16 protein-coding genes are annotated in these 17607 nt (G+C 64.3%); 6 read left to right on the forward strand and 10 right to left on the reverse strand.

Features of this window, described 5'->3' with window-relative positions; genetic code table 11:
- Positions 1-3: 3 nt before the first annotated feature.
- Positions 4-816, forward strand: a complete 813-nt coding sequence (locus BDOA9_RS11890) for an ABC transporter permease (protein WP_025034158.1) — start codon at positions 4-6, stop codon at positions 814-816.
- Between the two features lie 99 nt (positions 817-915).
- Here BDOA9_RS11890 and BDOA9_RS11895 read toward each other — a convergent pair whose 3' ends face one another.
- From BDOA9_RS11895 to BDOA9_RS11910, 4 genes are all read right to left on the reverse strand, one after another.
- Positions 916-1767, reverse strand: coding sequence for a carbohydrate ABC transporter permease (locus tag BDOA9_RS11895; protein ID WP_025034159.1), 852 nt, complete (start codon positions 1765-1767; stop codon positions 916-918).
- On the reverse strand, positions 1764-2636 hold the full coding sequence (locus BDOA9_RS11900) for a carbohydrate ABC transporter permease (protein ID WP_025034160.1): 873 nt from the start codon (positions 2634-2636) through the stop codon (positions 1764-1766). Before BDOA9_RS11900 ends, BDOA9_RS11895 begins: the two co-directional genes overlap by 4 nt.
- Before the next feature lie 97 nt (positions 2637-2733).
- Positions 2734-4119 (reverse strand): ABC transporter substrate-binding protein, encoded by a 1386-nt coding sequence (locus tag BDOA9_RS11905; RefSeq protein WP_025034161.1) that lies wholly within the window; start codon positions 4117-4119, stop codon positions 2734-2736.
- Positions 4120-4313: 194 nt separating this feature from the next.
- Positions 4314-5273 (reverse strand): LysR family transcriptional regulator, encoded by a 960-nt coding sequence (locus tag BDOA9_RS11910; protein WP_025034162.1) that lies wholly within the window; start codon positions 5271-5273, stop codon positions 4314-4316.
- A 118-nt stretch (positions 5274-5391) separates the two neighbouring features.
- On the opposite strand from BDOA9_RS11910, the gene BDOA9_RS11915 reads away from it, so the two are divergent.
- Together BDOA9_RS11915 and dctA are read left to right on the forward strand one after the other, a co-directional pair.
- The gene (locus BDOA9_RS11915; protein ID WP_025034163.1) at positions 5392-6465 is read left to right on the forward strand and encodes a 4-oxalomesaconate tautomerase; all 1074 of its coding nucleotides are present in this window, start codon (positions 5392-5394) and stop codon (positions 6463-6465) included.
- 54 nt (positions 6466-6519) lie between these two features.
- Positions 6520-7905 carry a C4-dicarboxylate transporter DctA gene (gene dctA / locus BDOA9_RS11920; RefSeq protein WP_025034164.1) on the forward strand — a complete coding sequence of 462 codons (1386 nt, stop codon included), beginning with the start codon at positions 6520-6522 and terminating at the stop codon, positions 7903-7905.
- A gap of 121 nt (positions 7906-8026) precedes the next feature.
- Here the strand turns inward: dctA and BDOA9_RS11925 are convergent, their stop codons facing one another.
- The gene (locus BDOA9_RS11925) at positions 8027-9925 is read right to left on the reverse strand and encodes an AsmA family protein (protein WP_025034165.1); all 1899 of its coding nucleotides are present in this window, start codon (positions 9923-9925) and stop codon (positions 8027-8029) included.
- Between the two features lie 286 nt (positions 9926-10211).
- On the opposite strand from BDOA9_RS11925, the gene BDOA9_RS11930 reads away from it, so the two are divergent.
- Genes BDOA9_RS11930 through BDOA9_RS11940 form a run of 3 tightly spaced genes read left to right on the forward strand, consistent with a single transcriptional unit; the run spans position 10212 to position 12245 of the window.
- A complete protein-coding gene (locus BDOA9_RS11930; RefSeq protein ID WP_025034166.1) occupies positions 10212-10919 on the forward strand; it encodes a CoA transferase subunit A in 708 nt (235 codons plus the stop codon).
- Between the two features lie 18 nt (positions 10920-10937).
- Positions 10938-11588 (forward strand): CoA transferase subunit B, encoded by a 651-nt coding sequence (locus BDOA9_RS11935; RefSeq protein WP_025034167.1) that lies wholly within the window; start codon positions 10938-10940, stop codon positions 11586-11588.
- Between the two features lie 21 nt (positions 11589-11609).
- Entirely contained in the window at positions 11610-12245 is a 636-nt protein-coding gene (locus BDOA9_RS11940; RefSeq protein ID WP_025034168.1) for a GNAT family N-acetyltransferase, read from the forward strand.
- Between the two features lie 55 nt (positions 12246-12300).
- Here the strand turns inward: BDOA9_RS11940 and BDOA9_RS11945 are convergent, their stop codons facing one another.
- From BDOA9_RS11945 to BDOA9_RS11965, 5 genes are all read right to left on the reverse strand, one after another.
- On the reverse strand, positions 12301-13872 hold the full coding sequence (locus tag BDOA9_RS11945; RefSeq protein ID WP_244521469.1) for an ABC transporter permease: 1572 nt from the start codon (positions 13870-13872) through the stop codon (positions 12301-12303).
- Positions 13873-14002: 130 nt separating this feature from the next.
- The gene (locus BDOA9_RS11950; RefSeq protein WP_445291819.1) at positions 14003-14977 is read right to left on the reverse strand and encodes a Fe(3+) ABC transporter substrate-binding protein; all 975 of its coding nucleotides are present in this window, start codon (positions 14975-14977) and stop codon (positions 14003-14005) included.
- A 181-nt stretch (positions 14978-15158) separates the two neighbouring features.
- Positions 15159-16076 (reverse strand): SUMF1/EgtB/PvdO family nonheme iron enzyme, encoded by a 918-nt coding sequence (locus BDOA9_RS11955; protein WP_025034171.1) that lies wholly within the window; start codon positions 16074-16076, stop codon positions 15159-15161.
- A gap of 55 nt (positions 16077-16131) precedes the next feature.
- Positions 16132-17229, reverse strand: coding sequence for a copper-containing nitrite reductase (gene nirK, locus BDOA9_RS11960; RefSeq protein ID WP_025034172.1), 1098 nt, complete (start codon positions 17227-17229; stop codon positions 16132-16134).
- Between the two features lie 166 nt (positions 17230-17395).
- Positions 17396-17596: a hypothetical protein gene (locus BDOA9_RS11965; protein WP_025034173.1), complete on the reverse strand. Its 201-nt coding sequence runs from the start codon at positions 17594-17596 to the stop codon at positions 17396-17398.
- Between the last annotated feature and the right edge of the window lie 11 nt (positions 17597-17607).

Below are 17607 nucleotides of genomic sequence, written 5' to 3' on the forward strand. Positions count from 1 at the left end.
ACGATGCAAAAGGTCTCCCGCCTGTCCCGGTTCAACATCGCCTCGCTGGCGCTCGGGCTGGCATTCCTTTATTTGCCGATCCTCATTCTCGTGCTCTACTCGTTCAACGCCTCGCGCCTGGTGACGGTGTGGGGCGGCTGGTCGCTGCGCTGGTATCACGAGTTCTTCAACGACCGCGCCATGATCGAGGCGGCCTGGATGAGCCTGCGGGTCGCGGTCGCCTCGGCGACGATTGCGACGCTGCTCGGCACGCTGGCGGCCGTTGCGCTGTCGCGCGGCGAGAGGTTCCGCGGCCGCACGCTGTTCTCGGGCATGCTCTATGCGCCCCTCGTGATGCCGGAGGTGATCACCGGATTGTCGCTGCTCTTGCTGTTCGTCGCGCTGAACGCCGAGCGCGGTTTCTGGACGGTGACGATCGCCCATACCACGCTGACCATGTGCTTCGTCGCGGTGGTGGTGCAGTCGCGCCTCGGCTCGCTCGATCGCTCGCTGGAGGAGGCAGCGATGGATCTCGGCTGCGATCCCGTCGGTGCGTTCATCGCCGTGACGCTGCCGCTGATCGCCCCCGCGATCGTCGCCGGCTGGATGCTGGCGTTCACGCTGTCGCTCGACGATCTCGTGATCGCGAGCTTCACCACCGGCCCGGGCTCGGCGACGCTGCCGATCCGCATCTATTCGGAGGTGCGCCTCGGCGTGAAGCCCGAGATCAACGCGATCTGCACGCTGGTGATCGCCCTGATCGCGGTCGTCATCGTCATCGCCTCGCTCGCTTCGAAGCTGTCGAGCTCGCAGGGCGAGAGCGCGGCGCCGCTGTAGAGCCACGTAGCCCGGATGAGCGCAGCGCAATCCGGGAATCGTGCGATAGGCGATAAGGTTCCGGATTGCGCTGCGCTCATCCGGGCTACGGGGATGCACCTACGACTTCACCGCACCCGCCGTGAGCCCGCCCACCATGTAGCGGCGGAAGGCGTAATAGACCGCTGCCGGCGGCAGTGCGTAGATGAAGCCGGTGGTCATCAGCAGCTCCCACGGCGAATCGTCGGCGGCGAGGAAGTTGCCGAGCGCGACGGGGAGGGTGATCTCGCGGTCGTTCGACAGCAGCAGGAACGCGTAGAGATATTCGTTCCAGGCCAGCAGCACCGCATAGGTGCCGATCGCGACCAGCGAGGGCATCATCAGCGGCAAATAGACCAGGCGGAAGATCTGCAGCGTGGTCGCGCCGTCCATCACGGCGGCCTCGTCAAGCTCGACCGGCAGCTTGTCGGAGGCCTGCTTGAGCACCCAGATCGCGTAGGGGCTCGCGATCGTCACCATGGCCAGGATCAGCGACCAGTGATTGTTGAGCAGGCCGTAATTGCCCATGGTGCGATACATCGGGACGGCGAGGAATGCCGCCGGAATGAAATAGGTGAAGAGCGCGAGGTTCAGCACGGCGCGTCCGCCCGGCACCTTCAGCCGCGAGATCGAGAACGCCGCGCCAGTCGCGATGAACAGCGTCAGCACGCCGACGGAGACGGCGATCACCGTCGAGTTCCAGAACTGGACGTAGAAGTCGCGCAGGAAATAGTGCTGCTGCTTGAACACGATCTCGAAATTGTGCAGCGTCGGATGGTCCGGCCACAGCTTGCCCGAGAACGCGTCCTCCTTCGGGGAGATCGCGAACAGGAACATGTGGTAGATCGGGATCATCGTCCACAGGAAGACGGGAATGCCGATCAGCAGCAGCCGCGCTTCCGTCGCGACGTCACGGAGAGAGGGGAGCTTCATCGCGACAACCGTTTCATCATGAAGTAAACGAGCGGCAGGACGAACGGCATCGCGCAGACGATCGATGCCATCGCGAGCGAGAGCTGGTCGAGCCGGAGATAGCGGATACCGAGCGTTGCCAGCACGTGCGTGAGGTCGGCCGGGCCGCCGCCGGTGAGCAGGTAGACGCTGTTGAAATCGCCCAGCGTCCAGATCATCGAGAGCAGCGTGCAGGTGACGTAGAGCGTCTGCATCGACGGCCAGGTGATGAAGCGGAATTTCTGCCACCAGCTCGCGCCGTCGACCTCGGCGGCCTCGAACAGATCGTGCGAGATCGCGAGCCGGCCGGTGATCAGGATCAGCGTCCAGAACGGCAGCGACTTCCAGATGTGCACGGCGATCGCCATGCAGAGCGCGACGGTCGGGTCGTTGAGCCAGTTCGGGCCGTCATCGCCGGTCAACGAGAAGATGAAGTGGTTGATCATGCCCCATTCGGGATTGAGCATGAAGCGCACCGACAGGATGGTCGGGATCGAGGGCACCGCCCAGGGCAGGATGAAGATCACCGACAGCCATTTGATCCAGGTGCGCTGCACGGCGAAGAAGCCGGACAGGAACAGCGCGATCAGCATCTTGATGTTGATGCCGACGACCAGGAAGATCAGCGTGTTGATCGCAGCGCGCGCGAAGATCGGGTCGTTGTACAGCGCGACATAATTCGACGGCGCCCGCGCCAGCCATAGCCCGTAGCCGACCGGATAGACGACGAAGGCCAGGAAGACCAGCAGATAGGGCGCGAGCAGGATGATGCCCCAGACCTGCGCCGGGGTCAGCCGTGACGACAGGGGCGGGCCGGGAAGTGCCTGATCGCCAGAGAGCGTGATCGCCATTCTTTCGAAACTCTTTCAAAGGACTTCCGGCCGCACGAGGCGGCCGGTGTTTGTCGCTTGCGACTCCCCGCGAACCGCGGGGAGAGAGGGATCAACCTTAGCCCGCGACCTGCTTGATGCGGGCGATCAACTCGTCGACGGCCTTGTCCACCGGAACCTTCTCGCTGACGACCCGGTTCATCGCCTTCGCCCACACGTTCTCGTTGTTGAGAATCGTGAACTTCCAGTTCTTGGTGAAGTCGAACGCCGCGGTGCCGCCCTTGAACTGGGCGTAGACGGCCTTGCGGTGCTTGTCAGCCTGCCAGAACGGGCTTTCCTGACTTTCCTTCGTCACCGGGAACCAGCGGCCGAGCGCACCTTCGATGTAGGGACGGATGTTCTCTTCCTGCAGCAGGAAGCTGATGAACTGCTTGCCCTCGGCCTTGTTCTTGGCCGCGGTGAACATCAGTCCGGTCTTGACGTCGGAGCGGTAGCGGATGGTCGAGCCATCAGGCGCCTTCGGGAAGGACGCCGTGATGATGTCCTGTTCGTAGGCCTTCTTGCCAGCCTCGCGCTGTTCCGGCGTGAGGTTCTGGTTCTGGGAATCCTCGAACCATTTCGCCGCGATCGAGATCGTGAAGTTATGGGTCATCACGATGGTCTTGTTGTGGAACGCGACGTTGTTGTCGGGATCCTTCCAGGTGGTGGAGGAGGGCGGGGTGCAGCCCTTGATGTAGGTGTCGGTATAGTCCTTCATCGCCTTGATCAGGTTCTCGCGAACCGTGGGATCGTCGACCAGGAGCTTTCCGTCGTTGTCGACCAGCTTGACGTGATAGGCGTCCATGAAGGTGTAGAACGACTGGAAGGAGTCGGTGGATTCCACGCCCATCGGCTGGCCGACGGCGTAGAGGCGCTGGCCGGTCGCCTTGCGGATCGCCGGCTGCACCTTGTCGCACCAGAAGGTCCAGTAGCCTGACCAGTCATTCGGGATATCGGCCAGCTTGAAGCCAGCCTTGTCCAGCATGTCGTTCCAGATCTGGACGTGCATGCTCTGCTGCTTCAGCGGGAAGCCGTAATAGGCCTTCTTCTTGGTGACGTCGTTGTGGAGGATCGAGGCGTCGAGCGTGTTCTGCACGAACCGATCCTTGATCGGCTCCATGACGTCCGAGAGATCCTCGAGCTTGCCCTCATAGGCCCACTTGCCCTGCACCTGCACGTCGTAGCTGTCGGAATAGGCGACGTCGGGCACGGTGCCGGCATCGAGCGCCGCGACCGTCTTCGGAATCATGTCCTGGATCGCGTACTGCGACAATTCGACCTTGATGCCGGTCTTGGCTTCGAACTTCTTGATCGTCTCGGCGAGCGCTTCGTCCTCGGACTTGTAAAAGCCCTTGACCCACCAAACCGTGATCGTCTTCTGTTGCGCAAATGCGGGCGCGGTGGCGGCAAACAGCCCGACCGCAGCGACCGCCAATGAAACTGCGCCAATAACCTTGGATTTCACGTTTTTCTCCCTCAAACGGCCGGTGTTTTAACCGGTCGTATAAAACACTAGCCCATGGCTGTCATCCGATCTAGCAGCTTCTTGTCAGACCTATGTCGCGGTTGGAGCGAGACTGTGAAGATGCGAATTCGCGCATCGATCCAAAGGCCGCATCGATAGATGCCAATCAATTCGCCGCGTGGTGTCTCGCCTCGTCAGCGTTTCCCTCTCGAGCTCGTTTCAGCGGAACGGGAGCGCGGTCTGCCTTGCCCGTTCGTCCGAGCAGGCGAGCGCCATGCCTCGAGCAGCATCTTGAGAAACTGGCTGGCATGAGGGGACAGTGTCGCCCCGCGTCTCCGCACGATGCCGATCGTCCGCGACACTTCCGGCTCGATCAGGCGAATGGTGTGGATGATCGGATGGCCGGCCGCCGGTGTCGCGAGCTTCGGTAGCACCGCGATGCCGAGGCCCGCTTCGACCAGGCCGAGCGAGCCGGAGAGGTGAGCGACTTCATAGGACCAGTTCAGCTGCAGGCCGTGTCGCGCCAGCGCGTTGTCGATCAGCGCACGATTGCCGCTGTTGCGGCCGACGGTGATGACCCGGTGCGGCACGATCTCCGGCCAGCTGACCTGTTTGCGCGACGCCAGCGGATGATCATGACGGCAGGCGAGCACGAAAGGATCCTCCACCAGCTTCTCGAACTCGATCTCGGCATGCGAGGCGCCGATGAAATTGATGCCGAAATCGGCCTCGCCGCGCGCGACCGCCTCCAATCCCTCGTTGGCCCCGATGTCGAGAATCCGGATGCGAATGCGCGGATAGGCTTCGGCAAACCGGCCGATCGCCCGCGGCAGGAAGTAGAACACCGCGGTCGGCACCGCCGCCACCGAGACCAGGCCCGAGCTTCGCGCGCCGATATCCTGGATGGCGAGCACCGAGGTCTCGAACTCGTCGATGAGGCGGCGCACCTTCGGCAGGAAGTCGCGGCCCGTCATGGTGAGATTGACGTGGCGCGTCGAGCGCTCGAGCAGCGGCGCACCGAGGCCTTCTTCCAGCTTCTGAATGCGTCGGCTGAGCGCGGGCTGTGACAGGTTCAGCGCCCGCGCGGTGCGGACGAAGCTTCCGGTCTCCGCCACGGTGATGAAGGCCTTGAGGTCGAGCAGTTCCGCGTTCATGGTCGCCTCCAATTATACCGATAATCGCAATAATACATCGGATATTTGCATTTCACAAAAGAGTTCTGCCGAGAGATGCTTTGGCCGGCGCGAAGTTGTCGCCGAACGGAACAGCTCCATGAACGATCAGATTGCCATTCCCTGTGTGGTCATGCGCGGGGGGACCTCGCGCGGGCCGTTCTTCCTGGCCCGCGATCTTCCGGCCGACGCAAGGTCGCGTGACGCGGTCCTGCTGTCGGTGATGGGAGGCGGACACGACCTTGGAATCGACGGGATCGGCGGCGGCAATGCCGTCATCAACAAGGTCGCGATCGTTGGACCGGCATCGGTGCCCGGCGCCGACGTCGACTATCTGTTCGCCCAGGTGCGGGTTCGTGAAGGGATCGTCGATACCTCGCCGAACTGCGGAAACATGCTGGCGGGGGTGGGGCCGTTCGCCATCGAGGCCGGCCTCGTCGCCGCCGCGGCAGACCGCACCCATGTACGCATCCACAACGTCAACACCGGCAAGCTGATCGACGCGACGGTTGCCACGCCGGGAGGGCGGGTGACCTATGACGGCGAGGCGCAGATCGACGGTGTGCCGGGAACGGCCGCGCCGATCGAGCTGTCGTTCCCCAATGCGGCCGGCGCACGTACCGGTCGTCTGCTGCCGACCGGACGCGCCGTCGACACCATCAAGGGAATCGACGTGACCTGTCTCGATGCGGCCATGCCGGTCATGCTGGTCCGTGCCGCGGATCTGGGATGGAGCGGCCGCGAGGCCCCTTCCGACTTTGCCGACGGCAGTTTTCGCGCACGTCTCGAGGAGTTGCGGATCGAGGCTGGACGCCGGATGGGCTTTCCCAATCCCGCCTCAATGGTGATCCCGAAACCGGTTCTGATCGCGCCCGCGAGCGGGGCGACGTTGAACGTCAGGTACTTCATGCCGCACGACTGCCATAGCGCGCTGGCGGTGACCGGAGCCGTCGCGATCGCGACCGCATGCGTCACGCCAGGCACGATCGCCGCTGAGATGGTCGGAAAGCTGGCGCCGCCGGTGCCGATTACGCTCGCCCATCCCTCCGGCCAGCTCGTGGTCAGGCTCGAGCCCGGCCCGGTTGCCCGGGTGCTGCGAACAGCCCGGCGAATCTTCGAGGGCCATGTCTTCGCCCGCCGATCACACGTGCCTCATTCGGTGCTGGCGGCCTGAGCCCCGCCGCCTCCGAAGCCATCACAAAAAATCAGAGCCATGGGAGAAATCAGAATGCACAAGGAAGCGCTGGTTGGCCGCGCCAACACCGAGGCAGCAAAACCCTTCTATCGGATTCTCTACGTACAAGTGCTGATTGGTCTCGCGCTTGGTGTCCTCACCGGGCATTTCTGGCCTGAATTCGGTGCCGCGCTAAAACCCTTCGGCGACGGCTTCGTCAAGCTGGTCAAGATGATGATCGCGCCGATCGTGTTCTGCACCATCGTGAGCGGCATCACCAGCATCAGCGATTCCCGCGAGGTCGGCCGTACGCTGGTGAAATCCATGGCGCTGTTCTACCTGCTGACCGTGCTCGCCTTGCTGGCCGGGTTGATGGCCGTTTTGCTGATCCAGCCGGGCGTTGGCATGCATGTTTCCGTCAGCTCGCTGGATCCGTCGGTGGCCGCGAAGTTCACCAAGCAGGCCAGCGCGACCGGATTTACGGACTTCATGCTGCACATCATCCCGCATTCGTTCTTTGGCGCGTTCGCCGACGGGGAAGTGCTGCCGGTCCTGCTGATCTCCATCCTGATCGCCTTTGGCCTCAGCCGCGCCGGGGACGGGGGTGCGATGGTGACCAACGCAGTCGCCTCGTTCTCACACGTGCTGTTCGTGTCCTTCGGCTTCATCATGAAGCTCGCTCCGCTCGGTGCCTTCGGCGCCATGGCGTTCACCGTGGGCCGCTACGGCATCCGCTCGATCGGCTCGCTCGGACTGCTGATCCTCACCTTCTATCTCGCCTGCTCCGTGTTCGTCGTGGTCGTGCTTGGTACGCTGGCGCGGCTGAACGGCTTCAGCCTGTGGAAGACCATCCGCTACTTCAAGGAAGAATTGCTGATCGTGCTCGGCACCTCGTCCTCGGAGCCGGCGCTGCCCGGCGCGTTGCGCAAGCTGGAGCAGCTCGGATGCCGCAAGGGCGTCTCCGGGCTCGTGCTGCCGATGGGCTATTCCTTCAATCTGGACGGAAGCGCCATCTATCTCACCCTGGCGTCCATCTTCATCGCGCAGGCCTGCGACATTCACCTGTCGTGGGGGCAGATCGCCGCGATGCTCGGGCTGATGCTGCTGACGTCCAAAGGGGCGGCCGGCGTCACCGGCAGCGGCTTCGTCGCGCTTGTCGCGACGCTTTCGGTGATGCCGGATCTGCCCGTGACCGGCGTGGCACTGCTCATCGGCATCGACCGCTTCATGTCGGAGGCGCGGGCGCTGACCAGCATGGTCAGCAATTGCGTGGCGTCCATCACCATTTCGCTGTGGGAGAACGCCTGTGACCGCGAGGTGCTGGCCCGTGAACTCGGCCAGGGCAGCACGCCCGCGCCCGCGCCCGCGCCGGCGATCGCTGCGGCGCCCCTGGTGCGGGAGGAGAAGGGCTGGATTTCGACGACCCAATCGGCCGCGTAACGGCCGCGCCGGATATTGCCTTAGAGCATGATCCGGAAAAGTGTGAAGCGGTTTTTCGAAAAGATCATGCTCAAACAAAGAGCTAAAGCGCGATGACGATTCAACCCGATCTCATCGCGCTTTAGTTGGACTTGGCGTTTTCCTTGGGGCTTTCCTTGGCATTCTCCGCCGTCGGCGATCCCTCGGGACGCTTTCCGCCTCCTGTGATGCGCTGCTTGAGGAGATCGAGGAAGGGAGACGCCGCAGGGGACTGCCGGATCAGGCTTTCGGGATCGGGAAAGATCAGGGGATCATCCCAGGGGCCCTGCACCATGAAGGGCAATTGGAAGCCGGACGCCGTGTTGAGGCTCGCCACGCCCTTCATGTCGTATTCGCGCGCCGGCACCGAGGCGGTGCCGGTCAGCGTGATCTTGGCCGCCGGGCCCTCGATGCGGATGTCCTCGGCGGTGGCGATGCCGTCGGAGAATTTCACCGAGATCGTGAGCTTGTCGTATGGCGTCGAGCCGTTGCGGAAATTGCCGCCGCCCGACAGCGGCCGCCGCTCCAGCCGCTTCAGCAGCTGCTCGGCATTGAAGCCCGAGATCGCGCCGTTATGTCCCGTCACGGTGGCGCTGCCGTCGAGTGACTGCACGAGGCCGAACGGGCTCGAGCCCGAGGCGAACAGCGAGACGTTGATGTTGCCGCGGCCGGACAGCTTGTTGAGGCCGAACAGCTCGGTGGCGCAGGCCTGCAGATCGACGTCGGTGAACTGGAATTGCGCCTTGATGTCGGCGACGGTGTCGGACCGCGCGATGCCGAACGAGCCCTTCGCGATCCCGCCATAGACCTGCGCCTCGCCGACCGAGAGCGCCAGCGTGCCGTTGCGCAGATTTGCGCCGATCGCGGTGCGGCCGAGCTTGGTCGGCCCGACCGTCAGCTTGGCCGCCGACAGGCGCATGTCGAGGTCGGTGGTCGACAACCCGTTGAGATCGAACAGCTGCCTGTTCCAGTCGCGCGCCCCGCTCGCGAGCAGGCGGAACGTCGAGATATAAGGCGTGAAGTCGAGCGCGTCGGCGGCGAGCGTCGCCTGCAGCGTCTGCCGGCCGTTATTGGCGTAGGTCATGACGCCCTCGGCGGCATTGCCGTCGAGCTCGACATTGACGTTGGTGAGTGCGATCGAGGCGCCGACGACGTTGGCGCGTGCCTTCAGCACGAACCGCCCGAAGCCGCCGCTGCCGGGCTGCGGCTGTCCGGTCCAGCGCAGCGCGTTGCGCAAGGACGGGCTGTCCACGGTGAGCGTGCCCTCCATCATCGGGCTGGTGCGGTTGGCGACACTGCCGTCGAAGGCGAGCTTGAGCGGCGCGCTGGCGATGCGCGCCTTCAGGCCGGAGCGGTCGCCGGAGAGGGCGGCGACGAAATCGGAAAAGCTGATCGAGCCGTCGGCGCGCTCGCCGCGCCAGTCGAACTGTCCGGTCGCGGCAAAGGAGCGCGAGATCGAAGGCCAGGCCAGCGACAGGTCGATGTCCTCCAGCTTCTCGGTGGCATGCGTGGCAACGTCCTCGTAATCGAGCACGCCGTCCTGGATCCGGATTTCGGAGAACGAGACCTGGTTCTCCGCGCCGGGCTTCATGGTGCGCGCGATGGTCTGGATGAAGGGCGTCCAGTTGCTCTCGCCGTCCGGCTTCAGGCTGACATGGATGCGCGGCCGCAGCAGCGTCAGGTCGGCGATCTCGAACCGTTGCAGCAAGAGCGGCAGCAGCCGCAAATTCGCGGTGAGCACGTCGACCTGGAGCGCGGGAGCGCTGGTGCCGCCGCCCTTGAGGCCGACGTCGCGGAAGGAGATGTAGCTCGCCGGAAGCACCGAGATGTCGATGCTGCCTGCGACATTGAGCTCGAGCCCGGTGACGTCGCGGATCTGCGCTTCGACCGCCTTGCGCAGCGCGTCGCGGTTGATGAGCCAGGAGGTCGCGATCAGGGCGATCAGCGCGAGGCCGAGCAGCGCCGCGATCGGCGTCCCGAGGCGCTTCATTCCTTGGGCCATGGTCAATGGCATGTCCTGATCGGGTTGGTCGTTGGAGCCAGAAGGCCGGGCCGCGAAACCTGCTCGCCAGCGCCCAGATCCTATGGTGTTAAGTACCGCAACTTGATGGGTTTTCTTGACGCTTTCAAGGCCGCTGCGCGGTTATGCCCACGGCATGGGCAGCTTCTATCACCCGGGGGCGGAGCGGAGAACCCCGTATCATTGACGGCTTCGGACGATTTCGCCTAATAATCGCCGCCAATGAGGCGCGACGCCCGCCAGCCCAAGGTTCACTGAGGTTTTTTGCATGAACAAGGTCTATCCCGACGCCAAGTCGGCGCTGTCAGGCATTCTGAAAGACAACATGATGATCATGTCGGGCGGCTTCGGCCTCTGCGGCATTGCCGAGGAGCTGTCGGACGCGATCCGGGATTCCGGCGTCAAGGGCCTGACCGTGGTCTCCAACAATGCCGGCGTCGACGGCATCGGCCTCAGCCGCCTGCTCGAAACCCGCCAGATCAAGAAGATGATCTCGTCCTATGTCGGCGAGAACAAGCTGTTCGCCCAGCAATATCTCGCCGGCGAGCTGGAACTCGAATTCAATCCGCAGGGCACGCTGGCCGAGCGCATCCGCGCCGGCGGCGCCGGCATCCCGGCCTTCTACACCAAGACCGGCGTCGGCACGCTGATCGCCGAAGGCAAGGAAGTGAAGGAATTCGACGGCGAGAAGTACCTGATGGAGCGCGGCCTGTTCGCCGACCTCGCCATCGTGCACGCCTGGAAGGGCGACACCGCCGGCAACCTGATCTACCGCAAGACCGCGCGCAACTTTAACCCGATGATGGCGACCGCCGCGAAGATCACGGTGGCCGAGGTCGAACATCTGGTTCCCGCCGGTGAACTCAATCCCGACCACATCCACACGCCCGGCATCTTCGTGAAGCGCATCGTCGAGGTCGGCACGGCCAAGAAGCGCATCGAATTCCGCAACACCCGCCCGCGCCCCGCCGCTTAAGCGCAACAGGAGACTGATATGGCCTGGACCCGTGAACAGATGGCCGCGCGCGCCGCGAAGGAATTGCGCGACGGCTATTACGTCAATCTCGGCATCGGCATCCCGACGCTGGTCTCGAACTACATCCCCGATGGCATGGACGTCTCCTTGCAGAGCGAGAACGGCATGCTCGGCATGGGGCCTTTCCCCTATGAGGGTGAGGAAGACGCCGACCTCATCAACGCCGGCAAGCAGACGGTGAGCGAGCTGCCCTCGACCTCATATTTCTCGAGCGCGGATTCCTTCGGCATGATCCGCGGCGGCCACATGGATCTGTCGATCCTCGGCGCCATGCAGGTGGCCCAGAACGGCGATCTCGCCAACTGGATGATCCCCGGCAAGATGGTCAAGGGCATGGGCGGCGCGATGGATCTCGTCGCCGGCGTCAAGCGCGTCGTCGTGGTGATGGAGCATTCGGCCAAGGACGGCCCGAAGCTGCTGAAGAGGTGCAACCTGCCGCTGACCGGCGAGCGCGTGGTCGACATGGTCGTCACTGATCTTGCCGTCTTCACCATCGACAAGCACGGCGATGGCGGCATGGCGCTGATTGAGCTCGCCGACGGCGTAACGCTCGATGAGATCAAGGCCAAGACCGAAGCCGAATTCCGCGTCGCGCTGAAGAACACGTAGGGTCGTCGCAAAGGGGCGCGCATGACGATACGGTCGGCGCGTCCCGACGACGCCGAGTTCATCGCACAGACGATTCAATCATCGCATCGCGGCTATCGGCCGCGCGGCGGGTTCGACGTCGCGCTCAGCTGGCCCGATGCGCAGTGCCGTGATTTCATCGCACGTGTCGCAGTCGCCCGCACCGTGTCGATGTGGCACGTCTCGCAATTTCTGGTCGCCGAGGTCGATGGCAGGCCTGCGGCGGCGCTCGGCGCCTTTCCAGCGGCAGGCACCGGACCTGCGGCTTGGCGCGCGATCGAGGAAGTCGCGGTCGCGACCGGGCTCGCCGCGCCCGAGCTGGAAGCCATTCGTCAACGCGCTGCCTATACACGCGCCTCGTGGGTTCAGGGCGGCGAGGGCGACTGGATGATCGAATACGTTGCGACCGATCCGGCCTATCGCGGCCGCGGGCTGGTGCAGGCGCTGATTGCGCATGCGCTGGAGAAGGGGCGGGCGGCCGGATTCAAACGGGCGACGATCTCGTTCCTGATCGGCAACGAGGCGGCCGAACGCGCCTACGCGAAGGCGGGTTTTGTCTTCGCGGAAGAGAAGCGCGATCCGAATTTTGAGGCAATCATCGGCGCGCCCGGTTTTCGCATGTTCGCGCGGAAGATTTGAGCAGGTGTGGACTCAATTGGTCGAGGCGCCATGAATGTGCGGACGATGTGCCCCGTCAAGCGGGGCCGCTCGGCACTTCGGAGAACCGGGTCAGCCAGGCAACCGGGCCGATGCTGGCCGCGATGATCAGGAGGGCCGCGAGCGCGCCGTCCTCGAAATTGCCGCGGCTGGCGTACTGGTAGATCGACGTCGACAGTGTTTCGACGTTGAGGGGCCGCAGGAGCAGCGTTGCCGGCAGCTCCTTCAGGCAGTCGACGAACATGATGATGACGGCGCCAAGCATCGCTGGCCGGAGCAACGGCAGATAGATCTGCCTCAACATGACCGCCTGGCCGGCGCCGACCGCGCGCGCGCTCTCGTCATAGTCGCTCGGAATGCTGTCGAACCCGGCCTTGATCATGCCGACCGGCACAGCCAGAAAGCGAATCGTGTAGGCGATCACGACGGCCATCCCGGAGCCGACCAGGACCAGCCCGGGAAGCGAACGTCCGGTCCAGGTCGCGACCGCGCTCAGCGCATTGTCGACCGCCAGCACCGGGGTGAGCAGGCCGAGAGCGATGACGAGACCCGGCAGCGCGTATCCGGCCTGCGCGATGCTCAGTGCGACATATCGCAGAGGATCCCGCCGCAAGCGGTGCGCGATCGTCGTGGCGAGCGCAAGCATCAGCGCGATGAGCGTCGCGAGCCCTGCAAAGGCGAACGAATGGAAGGTGTGGCGCCACAGCAGCGGGTCGAAATTTGCAAGCAGGCCGCGACCGAGAGCCTGATGCGCCAGATAGAGCAGCGGGACCACGAAGCCGATCAGCACCGGCAGCATGCAGGCCGCGAACGCGATCGACGCTCTTGCGCCCGACAGCGGGGTTCGCTGCCTCACATGCGGACTTTCGGCCGAGAATTCGATGTTGGCGTTGCGGCGGCCATAGCGCTCCATCGCGATCAGGCCGGCGACGATCGCAAGCATCAGGCATGCGAGCTGCGCTGCACCGGCAAGGCTGCCGCGGTTGAGCCAGGTGGTGAAGATCGAGACCGTCAATGTGCGGATGCCGAGATATTCGCTGGCTCCGATGTCGTTGAGCGTTTCCAGCGCGACCAGCGCCACGCCGACCGCGAGCGCCGGCCGCGCCATCGGCAGTGAAACACGCCAGAAGACGGTCCATCGGCCGGCGCCCAGCGTCGTGGCCGCTTCCGCGAATTCGGCCGACTGAACCTGGAACGTCGCACGCGCCGACAGATAGACGTAAGGGTAGAGCACGAGCCCGATCACGAAGACGGCGCCCGGCAGCGAGCGGAGGTTGGGCAGAAGGCCGAGGGCATCGCCCAGCGGCAGCCAGATCGCCAGGGTGCGATGCACCAGGCCGAGCGGCTCGAACAGATCGGCGTAGACGTAGGCCGCAAGATAGGTCGGAATCGCCAGCGGCAGCGGCATCAGCCACAGCAGCATGCCCCGGCCGGCAAAATCGTGGCGCGATATCACCCATGCAGTGCCGGCACCGATCAGGAGTGTGACCGCGCCGACCCCGACGAGCAGAAGGGCAGTGTCGAGAAGGGCGGCCGGCAGCACGTAGTTGATCAGGTCGTGCCACACGTCGGATGCCGGCTGCAAAGCCAGCGACACGATCGAGATCACGGGCGCCGCGACCAGGATCGCGGTTGCGATCGCGATGGCGGTTGCGGCGCGACCGGCCTGGGCACGGCCCCTCGAGCGAGGCCGTGCGTCCGAAGTTTCTCCCAGTTTAACAGACGTGGGCCGCCAGAGATCAGTTGTCAAAGCCGACCTTATCCACCAGCGAGGCCGCAGCCTTGCGGTTGGCGGCGATCTTTGCGATCGGCAACGGATCCGGGCCGAGCTTGCCGTAGCCCGCGATGGTCGCGTTGACGGCGACACCGCTCCGAACCGGATATTCGTAGTTCTGGTCGGCATACATCTGCTGCGCCTGCTCGCTGACGAGCCACTCGATCAGCTTGATGCCGTTGGCCTTGTTGGGCGCGTTCTTGGCGAGCAGCACGCCGGAGAGGTTGACGTGGGTACCTCCGCCCTCGAAGGTCGGCAGGATGACGCGTGTCGCCTCCGCCCACGGCTTCTTCTCGGGATCGTTGTTCATCATCAGCGCCCAGTAATAGGTGTTGCCAATGCCGATATCGCATTTGCCGGCGGCGACGTCACGCGCGGCTTCGCGATCGCCGCCCGATGGCTTCTGCGCGAGATTGGCCTTCAGGCCGCGCAGCCATTCCTCGGCCTTGGCCTCGCCGTACTTGGCCGCGTAGGCTGCGAACAGCGCGTTGTTGTAGATGTGCTGGCCCGAGCGGATGCAGATCTTGCCCTTCCACTTGGGATCGGCGAGCTCCTCATAGGTAATCTTGTCCTGCTTGACGCGATCCTTCGAGGCATAGATCACGCGCGCGCGCATGGAGATGCCGGCCCAGTGTCCGTCCGGATCGCGATACTGCGCCGGCACGACCTTGTCGATCACCTCCGACTTGATCGGCTGGGTGACGCCCGCCTGCACGGCCTCGTCGATGCGGCCGATGTCCACCGTCAGCAGCACGTCGGCCGGGCTGTTGGCCCCTTCCGCCTTCATGCGCTGCTCCAGGCCGGAGCTCGCGGAGACGACATTGACCTTGATGCCCGTGTCCTTGCTGAACGCGTCGAACAGCGGCTGAATCAGCTTGGTCTCCCGATAGGTATAGACGTTGACCTCGCCATTGGCGGCTGCCTCCGACACGAAAGACATGGTCAGGCTCAACACCGCCGCAGACGCGGCGAGGACGCGAAGATAAATCATAAGGGCTGCTCCCAGGCGGGCAATTGAATGCCGGATTGAGTAGCGCAGGCACGGGGGCAAAGTCAGCGACGCGATGTCGCGAAGAGGCATGACTTAGAGAGATTCCAATATGAGTTTAGACTCGTTCTAATCAGTACGCGGAGGCGATCATGGGAAGCGACACGCGCCTCCATGATTTTGCTGGCCACGCCTTGACCAGGCGTTGCGACACACTTGCCAGCCACGCCGTCTCCTCGCGCACCAGGCGGAAGCCGAGATTGGCGGGCGGCACGCCCTGGGCGCAGCCGCCGGCACGGGCGTCGCGGATGAAGTCGGTGACATAGGCGCGGTGTGCACCCTCGGCGACACGCACGCCGCAGTTCACGGTCGCGGGGCCGGGATTGCCTGAGACATCGACACGCGAGCGCACGAAGCAGGTCGCGGTCCACTCCCAGACGTTGCCGGCGAGATCTTCAACGCCATGCTCGTTCGGACCGAACTTGCCGAAGCGATGGGCCGCGGTGTCGGAGATGTCGCGCTCGGATTCGCGCTCGTAGCGGCTGATCCAGCGCTTCGAAGGGTCGCTTGCATCGACCGGTACCGCGTCATCCCGGAATCTGGAGCCGGCGGCAAAAGCCCATTCCTCGTCGCCCGGCAGGCGGTAATGATGGCCGGTCTTGCGCGACAGCCAGCCCGCATAGGCCTCGGCGTCGTGCCAGCTCACCTGCACTGCGGGACGATCGGGGGCGATTGCCACGTCGCGGTCGAGCGCGCGGCAGGCGCCATCCTGCACGCAAAGCTGATAGTCGGATGAGGCGACCTGATTTCGCATGATGCGCAGCGGCCGGTTGATCCTGACGATGCGCAGCGGCGCTTCCGCCTGCCGTCCGCCGCGGGTGAAATCGCCAGCTTCGCGATAGGAGAAGCTGCCCGCGGCGACCTCGACCAAAGCCGGCTCGCCGACGGCATGGGGCGTCGTCACCTCCGAGACCAGAGGCGCAACGGCCAGCGGCGCCGCAAGCCCGGCCGCGCACGCGAATGCCAGTTTGAGCTTGAATGCGATCAGCACGGCCATTCCTCCGCAGAAGGAAAAAAGGGGCCGGTGATGACCGGCCCCCTCGCGTCTAGTTGGTGCTGGCAGGTGGGATTTCGGCAGGCGCCTTCACTTGCATCATCAGATCGTCGTTCCATTTGCCTTCGACCTTGAAGTGCGCGGTCGCGCCGAGATTGGCCGCCTCGATCAGGTTGTGCGTGACATAGGCGTAGATGCCGGGCTGCTGGAATTTGTACAGCGCAGCACCCGCCGAGCCGCCGCGGATGAACCAGGTCTCGAGCCCGACCTCGGGTGCATTGCCGAACTTGCCGGTCTCCCAGACATAGTCGCCATGGCCGCCGATCAGATGCGGGCGGCTGTCGCGATTGGCCTGCGAATGCACGATCAGCACGTTCTCGCCGACCTTGGCGGTGAGCGCGTTCTTGCCGGTGAGCGCGCCAACCTTGCCGTTGAACACGACATGGGTCGGGATCAGCTTCTTCATCACCTCTTCGGTTTCGGTATAGGCTTCACCCGGCGATTCGTAGGACTTGAAATTGCCCTTCTCGTCACGCGGCACGTACATGTCCTGCTCGCCGATATAGTAGACCTTGTCGTATTTCAGCGCGTGGCCCTTGCCGTCGTTCAGCCCCTCGCGCGGCAGCACCATCACGGCACCGTTCATGCCGGAGACGACGTGCCAGGGGATCATCGGGCCGCCCGGTGCGCAGTGATAGACGAACACGCCGGTCTTGGTCGCCTTCCAGCGCAGCACGACCTGCTCGCCGGGATTGATGAGCGTGAGCTCGCCGCCGCCGAGCGCGCCGGTCGCGGAATGGAAGTCGATGTTGTGCGGCATGGTGTTGGTCGCGGGATTGACCAGTGTCAGCTCGACATAGTCACCCTCGTGCACGACCATGAGCGGGCCCGGCATCGAGCCGTTGAACGTCATCGCCTGGAAGGTGGTGCCCTTGTCGTCGATGACGACCTTCTTCTCCTCGACCGTCATCCTGAACTCGACAATCTTGGGGCCCTGTGTCGTGGCCTGCTCGTGCGCGTGCACGAAGGGCGGAGCGACCAGCTCCACCTTCTGACGCGGCAGCTTGAGATCGCTGGCGGCGAAAGCCGGGGTCGCCAACATCAGGGCTGTCGCGGCGGCGCTGATCAATGCGGCTCTGCGGGTGAACATTGGAAGCATCCTTCATCTGAAATGGTTTTTGATGACGGAGTGCAGTGTGCGCCTGTTACGGCAAGCGTGTTTGTGCTGCGACAAGCTTTCGCCGGATTCACCTCGGCAGAAGGACCTGGTTTCGCGAAAGGGCAGGCAAGGCAAGCTTTGGAGAAGACGCGGCCGGTCAGAGCAGGTTCACGGCGAGCCAGACCAATCCCCAGATCGCCAGCGACAGCGCGGCGAAGACGGCGATCGCGGCAGCCAAGGCGCGCACCACCCCGGCGGGGGCGGGCGCGGCCGGCGTGGGCCGGAAATCGTCGAAACGCGGGATATGGCCGCGGACGTCGAGCAGGGAGAGAATGAGTTCGAGTGCGAAAAGCCTCATGGCAAACGATC

Source organism: Bradyrhizobium sp. DOA9, from assembly GCF_000617845.2.
Classification (GTDB): Bacteria; Pseudomonadota; Alphaproteobacteria; order Rhizobiales; family Xanthobacteraceae; genus Bradyrhizobium.